A 1,370-nucleotide genomic window follows, 5' to 3' on the forward strand; every position below is an offset into this window, starting at 1 on the left:
TAGATGGAATGGTCGCCTCCCGCCTTAACGGTCCGTCCGGCGCCGCGGTCTCGCTTCCGGAACGTGCGACATTGCGGATTCGGCAGTCCTGCCGCCAAGGAGAATCAAATGGAACCCACGATCATTGCCATCGATCTGGCTACACGCGTCTTCCAGATCCATTTCGTTGAGCCTGACACCGGCGCAATCCACAGCAAGGTTCTTAAACGCGCGCAGTTGCTACCGTTCTTTGCCAACCGGCCAGTGTCACGTGTAGTGATGGAGGCCTGTGGCAGCGCTCATCACTGGGCACGGCAACTGGCGCGGCTTGGTCACGATGTGCGGCTCATTGCAGCGCAGTTCGTGCGGCCGTTCGTCAAATCGAACAAGAACGATGCCGCGGACGCGGCGGCAATCTGGGAAGCTGCGCAGCGTCCGGGCATGCGCTTCGTGGCCGTCAAGACGGAAGACCAGCAGGCCATGCTCGCGCTTCACCGGATGCGGCAGCAACTCGTACGGTTCCGCGTCATGCAGGTCAACCAGATACGCGGTCTGCTGTACGAGTTCGGCGTGGTCCTGCCGCAGGGTCGCCGTGCCTCGATCGAGGCCGCCAGAGCGGCACTTGCAACGCTGGCAGACCATTTGCCGACGATGCTCACGGAAAGCCTCCAGGACCAGCTCTCACGAATGCTCGTGCTGGACGACCAGATCAGGCGCATCGAGCAGCGCATTGTCGAATGGCGACGCAGTGACGAAGCCTGTCGACGCATCTCAGAGATTCCTGGCGTCGGTCTGCTTACGGCCACCGCCGCAGTGTCTGTCATCGGTCAGGCGAAGAACTTCCGTTCTGGGCGCGAATTTGCGGCTTACCTCGGCCTGGTGCCACGTCAAAGCAGCTCGGGCGGCAAGATCAGGCTGGGCGGCATCAGCAAACGTGGCGACGTGTATCTACGGACGCTACTCATACACGGCGCTCGAGCTGTTATCTCAAGTTCGAAGCACCTGCCCGAGAGATTGCGCCTTCTGTTGACGCGACGTCCTACGAACGTCGTCGCTGTGGCACTGGCCAACAAGATGGCGCGAACGATCTGGGCGCTGCTGGCGTATGGGCGAACGTATCAGGCAACGCCGGTACAGTAGCCATGCTTCAAGGCATTTAACCTCATCTACGGTTGCACAGGTGTATTGAACGATGGCAAGACAGGTTGGACCGCGCAAGGGCAAGCCTGAGACATTTCTCGGACCTTGAGTCCGCTCGTTTAGATTAGGACCTTTGCGGCGAAATCCATCGGGGCCGGCGGGCACTTCCCGCGATCGAGTCCGGATATAAGTCCGCAACCACCCTCCTCGCCACGCACAATCGCCTTGCAAAAGGGAGGCGACCATATAAG

At 60.4% G+C, this 1,370-nt stretch carries 1 protein-coding gene; it reads left to right on the top strand.

Annotated features, from left to right (window positions below; all coding sequences use genetic code 11):
- The first annotated feature begins 108 nt into the window (after positions 1–108).
- Positions 109–1,119 (top strand): IS110 family transposase, encoded by a 1,011-nt coding sequence (locus tag P3T16_RS34790; RefSeq protein WP_429345661.1) that lies wholly within the window; start codon positions 109–111, stop codon positions 1,117–1,119.
- Positions 1,120–1,370: the final 251 nt, after the last annotated feature.

This window comes from Paraburkholderia sp. GAS42 (assembly GCF_050436565.1).
Lineage (GTDB): Bacteria > Pseudomonadota > Gammaproteobacteria > Burkholderiales > Burkholderiaceae > Paraburkholderia.